We start from the raw sequence: 5,488 nt of genomic DNA, 5'->3' as shown, positions 1-5,488 counted from the left end.
CGCCGGCCACGCGTTCGAGGTGCACCACCAGCCCGACCGCGATCGGAGGTAGGCCGCCGACGTGCGGCAGCGCGACCGCGACCGACACGTTGCCGAGCGTCATCTGCTCGCGAGTCGTCGCGTAACCGCGCGCGCGGGTGCGCTCGATCTCGGCGCGCAGTTCGGCCTCGTCGATGACCGTGTGCACGGTCTCGCGGTCTCGCGGCGTCGAGAACCAGCGCCGCAACCACTCCTCGTCGCGACCTGCGAGCAGCGCCCGGCCTACGCCGGTCGCGTGCAGCGGGCCCCGCCCGCCGGCCCGGCTGATCGTCGGGATCGACTGCCGGCCCGTGACCCGGTCGACGTAGAGGGCGTGGGATCGCTCCGGATCGGGGCCGTCGAGCACGGCGAGATGCACGTTCTCGCCCGTGGCCTCGTAGAGCCGCACGAGGTGCGGCAGCGCCCGCTCGCGCAGGCGCAGCGACAGCGGCGAGAGCTCGCCGAGCTCCCAGAGCCGCGGGCCGACCGCATAGCGGTGATCGGGCACCCGCACCAGCAGCCCGTGCCGCAGCAGCGTGCCGATCAGGCGGTGCATCGTCGAGGGCGCGAGGCCGGTGCGCTCCGACAATTCGACGGCGCTCAGCTCCGGCTCGTCCTCCGAGAAGCTGCCGAGCAGGCCGAGGGCGCGGTCGAGCACCCCTTGGGGGCTCGACGCATCGGCGCTGCGAACCCCTTCGCTCATCTCCGCCTCCTCGTACCCGCTGCCCGCTACCTGCGGCCCGGCGCCTGTCGCCGGCTCCCCAAGCTGCCGCCGCCACTCCCGAGGCTACCGCCGCCGCTCCCCTTCATGCGTCGGGGTGATGCACCATTCCGCGGAATAGCGCGTCAAACCGACAAACGAAACACGGCGAGTGACGGCACCCGCCCGGCTGCAGGGCTCAGCCGACAACAGCTCGGCCGGCAACGCCTCAGTCGGCCCGGCGGTGGATCGACTTGAACGCGATGTACTGCTCCAGCCCCTCGATGCCGTACTCCACGCCCATGCCCGAGTCGTGGCGCCCGCCGAAGGGCGCCGCGTGGTTCGACGCGAAGAAGTTGATGCCGACCGAACCGCTGTCGATGCGTTCGGCCACCTCGAAAGCGCGCTGCTCGTCCACCGAGAACACGATGCCGCCCAGGCCGAACGGCGTGCTGTTCGCGATCCCGATCGCCTCGTCGAGGTCGCCGTAGGGCTGGATCGTGACGACCGGGCCGAAGATCTCCTCTCGCGCGACCCGCATTTCGGGGCTCACGTCGGCCAGCACGGTCGGCGCGATGAAGAAGCCGGGCCCTGGGAGCGGATCGCCGCCCGTCGCGAAGCGGGCGCCCTCCGCGCGTGCTGAGGCGAGGTGGTCGAGCACCGAATCGTACTGGGCGCGATTCGCGACCGGGCCGAACACGGTACCGGGTTCGAAGGGGTCGCCCTGCGGTGCGCCCGCCACCACCTCGGTGATGCGCGCGACGATCTCCTCGTAGCGCGAGCGGGGGGCGAGAATGCGGGTCGAGATGTAGCAGGTCTGCCCCGAGTTGCGCATGCACGAGCGTACGAAGACGCGGGCGAAGGCGTCGAGGTCGACGTCGTCGAGCAGGATCGCCGCGGACTTGCCGCCGAGCTCGAGCGTGACCGGCCGCAGCAGCTCGCCGCAGGCCGCGGCGATCCTGCGCCCCACCTCGGTGGAGCCGGTGAAGGCGACCTTGTCCACCTGCGGATGCCGCACCATCGCATCGCCGGTGCGGCCGTTGCCGGTGACCAGGTTGACGACTCCGGGCGGCACGCCGGCCGCGGCGGCGGCTTCGACGATGTGCCGGATCGAGAGCGGCGTCGGCGACGCCGGCTTGATCACCACCGTGTTGCCGGCGAGCAGCGCCGGAGCGAGCTTGATGACGACCAGGTTGATCGGGAAGTTCCAGGGCGCGATGAGCGCGCAGACGCCGAGCGGATCGCGGCGCACGACGCTCTCTGCCGAGCCTCCGCCACCGCCATGCGGGAACGGTCGCACGTCCTCGCGCTCGAGATGGCCGGCGAGCGTGGCGAAGTAGCGCAGGATCCCGGCGGCGTTCGCCGCCGCTCCGCCGGTCTCGGCCACCGGTGAGCCGTTCTCACGGGTGTTGGTCGCCGACAGCGCCTCGGCGCGCGCCTCGACCTCGTCGGCGAAGCGCAGCAGCACCCCGGCTCGCTCGCTCGGCGCCATGCGGGGCCACGGCCCCTCGTCGAAGGCGCGTCGGGCCGCGACCATGGCGGCGTCGAGATCCTCGGTCGAAGCCACCGGAACGCTCGCCCAGGCCTCCCCCGTCGCCGGGTTCACGACCTCGATGCGGCCGGTGCCGGTCGACGGTCGCCATTCTCCGTCGATGAAGTGATCGCCGGTATGCCAAGGGTCGTTCCGGTAGTCCGTCGTCCCGGGGCCCGATCCGTCGCTCATGGCCGCACCGTCCGTTTCTGCGCGGACCCTCGCAGCACCGAGGTCTTCAGCAGGGCCTGGGAACGGTCGAGATCCGCGTTCGCCATCGCGATCGCGGCCTCCGTCAGCAGTTCGGGAACGATCTCGGCGCGCAGACGGTCGGAATAGGTGGCGGGGTCGAGCCCGAACCAGCCGGAGGCCAGAGCGATGCCGGCGTGGTCGAAGCGCCACAACCGGTCGGCGTCGCGCACGAGCGCGTCCTCGAGCGATCGCGCCTCGGCCCGGGTGTCGTGCCCGTCGATGATCGCGCAGACCGCGTCGACGAACGCCGGGTCGTAGCCGAGCGGAGGGAGCACCTCACGGGCGATCGCGCAGCCCTGCTGCTCGTGCTGGAATCGGATGTCGGCCTTGCGCCAGTCGCCGCCGAACCCCTCGGAGATGATGCGGGTCTCGTCGACGCGCCCCCAGCCGGTGTCGTGCAGCAGGATGCTCACGCGCACGAGAACCGCGTCGGCCTCGGGGTGCGCGGCCACCAGGCGCTCGCCGAAGGCCAACGAGATGGGCAGGTGCACGTCGTTGGAACGGGCGCGGGTCTCGGGGATCACCGCCGCCCATATCGGGTCGAGGTCCGTATCTGCGGGCGGTGTCGTCTGAATCGGCGAAGTGTCGATCGGCCCGTTCGCCGGGATCGGTGTCGTTCGCGGGAGGGGGGTGGGCGGCGTCACGGTGCTACTCTCCAGTTCTTCCGGTCGGGCGTGCGGGTTCGGCGACGAGTCCGGCGGCGGGTCCGGCGGGGACGGCTGCGGATCCGGTCGGGGCGGCGTCTGCCGGTTCCCGGTGCTCGGCGGCCAGCACCGACTTCAGCGGGACGGCGAGATCTCCGACGGCCTCGGCCGGCAGGTTCACCCCCGAGTTCAGCGCCTGGCGCACCATCATGAAGTCGAGAGGCGCGTTGATGCAGTCGGCGGCGATCAGCTGCTCGCCGCGGTAGTACAGGATCGAGAGCTTGCGCGGCGCGGCGCCGGCCTCGCCCTCCGGGCTGCGATTCACGACGCGGTCGTACCCGGCCGAGAGCCCGGCGATCTGCAGCTTCAGCTCGCCCTGATTCGACCAGAACCAGGGGATGCCGCCGTACTCCTCCTGCCGCCCCATGACGGCGTAGGCCGCCACCTTGGCCTGCTCGATGGCGTGGTTCACGCTCTCGAAGCGCACCCGCTCGCCTGCCGGCGAGTTCGGGATCGGGTTGGGCAGGTTCGAGCAGTCGCCGACGGCGAGCGTGAAGCCGTCGGAGGCGACGGCGCAACGGTCGACCACGATGCCGTTGTCGACGTCGAGGCCCAGCTGCTCGGCGAGCAGCGTGTTCGGGATCACACCGATGCCGACGAGCACGAGGTCGGCCGGGATCGTCTCGCCGTCGACCACGACGCCGGTGACGCGGGATGCTCCGTCGGCGCCCTCCTCACCGATGATGGCCTCGGTCGCGGCTCCGAGGCGCACGTCGATGCCCTGCGCGACGTGATGGGCGCGGATGAACTCGGCGGTCTCGGGCCCCACGGCCCGGCCGACGAGCCGCGACCCGAACTCGACGATCGTCACGTTCTTGCCCATGGAGTGCAGGCTGGCCGCCGCCTCGATGCCGATGAAGCCGCCGCCGATCACGACGACGTTCTCGATTCCGGGGGCGCGCGCCTTGAGCTCGAGCGCATCGTCGGCCGTGCGCAGGTACAGCACGCCATCGAGCTCGGCGCCCGGGATCGCGAGCCGGCGCGCGCTCGCGCCGACGGTCAGCGCGAGCCGGTCGAAGGCGAACTCGCGGCCGGTCGCCGAGCGGGCGATGCCGGATCCGGCGGCAGTGCCGGCATCGCGCGTCGAGACGTGCTCGATCCACTCGCCCTTGACGACATCGATGCGGTGCTCCTCCCAGTACTCCCGGCTGCGGTAGATCAGCGACTCCTTCGTGATCTTGTCCTGCAGGAACTCCTTCGAGAGCGCCGGCCGCTGGTACGGGCGGTGATCCTCGTCTCCCAGCAGCGTGATCGGGGGCTCGTAGCCGAGCGCCCGCAGCGAGACGGCGAGCTGCACGCCCGCCTGAGACGAGCCGATGATGAGCAGGCCGGCCATGATCAGATCTGCGTCTCGGGGGTCGTGACGTGCAGTGCGCAGCCCTCGCGGACTCGCAGCTGGCAGCTGAGCCGGGAGTTGTCCTGGCGATCCACCGCGGTGCCCCACAGCATCTCGTCCTCCATCTCCTCCATCGGCGGCAGCTCGGCGAGCCCCGCCTCGTCGACGAAGACGTGGCAGGTGGCGCACGAGAGGGATCCGCCGCACTCGGCGACGATGCCCGGCACGCCGTTGCGCACGGCCGTCTCCATGACCGAGTCGCCGGGGTTCGCCGCGACCTCGGTGACCTCGCCCGAGGCGCTGGTGAAGATGACCTTCGTCATGCTGTTCTCCTTCGTATGGGAGTCGACTAGATGAACTGCCTGCCGCCGTCGACGATCAGGGTTTGGCCGCTGATGAACGAGGCGTCCGCCCCGGCGAGGAAGAGCGCGGCGCCCACGATGTCTTCGGGCCGGCTCGCACGGCGCAGCGCGCCACGATCCACCCCGTAGCTCTCGGCGTCGGCCATGTGTCCGTAGCTCGCCTCGGTCAGCGTGAAGCCCGGAGCGATCGCGTTCACGCCGATGCCGCGACGGCCGAGCTCCTTCGCCATGACTCGCGTGAGGCCGATCACCGCTCCCTTCGAGGCGACGTAGTGCGCCCACTGCTCCGAGCCCGAGAACACGGTGGCCGACGCGATGTTGATGACGCGCGATCCCTCGCCGAGATACGGCGAGGCCGCGCGGGTCATCAGCCACGGGCCCTTGGCGTTGACCGCCATCACCCGATCCCACTCATCGGGGTCCAGCTCTTCGATGGGGGCGCGGGTGATACCCGCGTAGAGCGCGGCGTTGTTCACGAGCACGTCGATCCGCCCGCCGCCGAACTCGGCCGCGGCCGCCGCGACCGCCCCCGTCGACTCCACCGAGGTGACGTCGAGCCGGCCCGACCAGACGCGACCGCCGGCG

Annotated in this window: 6 protein-coding genes; all 6 read right to left on the bottom strand. The window is 71.4% G+C overall.

The features are described from left to right. On the bottom strand, positions 1–721 hold a 721-nt coding region (locus ACFPZL_RS09375; RefSeq protein ID WP_382335202.1), incomplete at its 3' end, for an IclR family transcriptional regulator. A gap of 226 nt (positions 722–947) precedes the next feature. Next, the gene (locus tag ACFPZL_RS09370; protein WP_218115097.1) at positions 948–2,441 is read right to left on the bottom strand and encodes an aldehyde dehydrogenase family protein; all 1,494 of its coding nucleotides are present in this window, start codon (positions 2,439–2,441) and stop codon (positions 948–950) included. Continuing rightward, complete coding sequence (locus ACFPZL_RS09365) at positions 2,438–3,145, bottom strand: HD domain-containing protein (protein WP_236022033.1); 708 nt, start codon at positions 3,143–3,145, stop codon at positions 2,438–2,440. Before ACFPZL_RS09365 ends, ACFPZL_RS09370 begins: the two co-directional genes overlap by 4 nt. A 4-nt stretch (positions 3,146–3,149) precedes the next feature. Next, positions 3,150–4,541 (bottom strand): NAD(P)/FAD-dependent oxidoreductase, encoded by a 1,392-nt coding sequence (locus ACFPZL_RS09360; protein ID WP_218115098.1) that lies wholly within the window; start codon positions 4,539–4,541, stop codon positions 3,150–3,152. A 2-nt stretch (positions 4,542–4,543) separates the two neighbouring features. Further along, positions 4,544–4,864 carry a 2Fe-2S iron-sulfur cluster-binding protein gene (locus ACFPZL_RS09355; protein WP_218115099.1) on the bottom strand — a complete coding sequence of 107 codons (321 nt, stop codon included), beginning with the start codon at positions 4,862–4,864 and terminating at the stop codon, positions 4,544–4,546. A 26-nt stretch (positions 4,865–4,890) separates the two neighbouring features. Next, positions 4,891–5,488, bottom strand: a 598-nt coding sequence (locus ACFPZL_RS09350) for an SDR family NAD(P)-dependent oxidoreductase (protein ID WP_382335199.1), incomplete at its 5' end; no start/stop codon positions are given.

Origin of the sequence: Leucobacter soli (genome assembly GCF_042659205.1) — a bacterium.
Taxonomy (GTDB): domain Bacteria; phylum Actinomycetota; class Actinomycetes; order Actinomycetales; family Microbacteriaceae; genus Leucobacter; species Leucobacter soli.
Note: the sequence above shows the minus strand (reverse complement) of the source record. Positions and strands in the feature narration are given on the sequence as shown.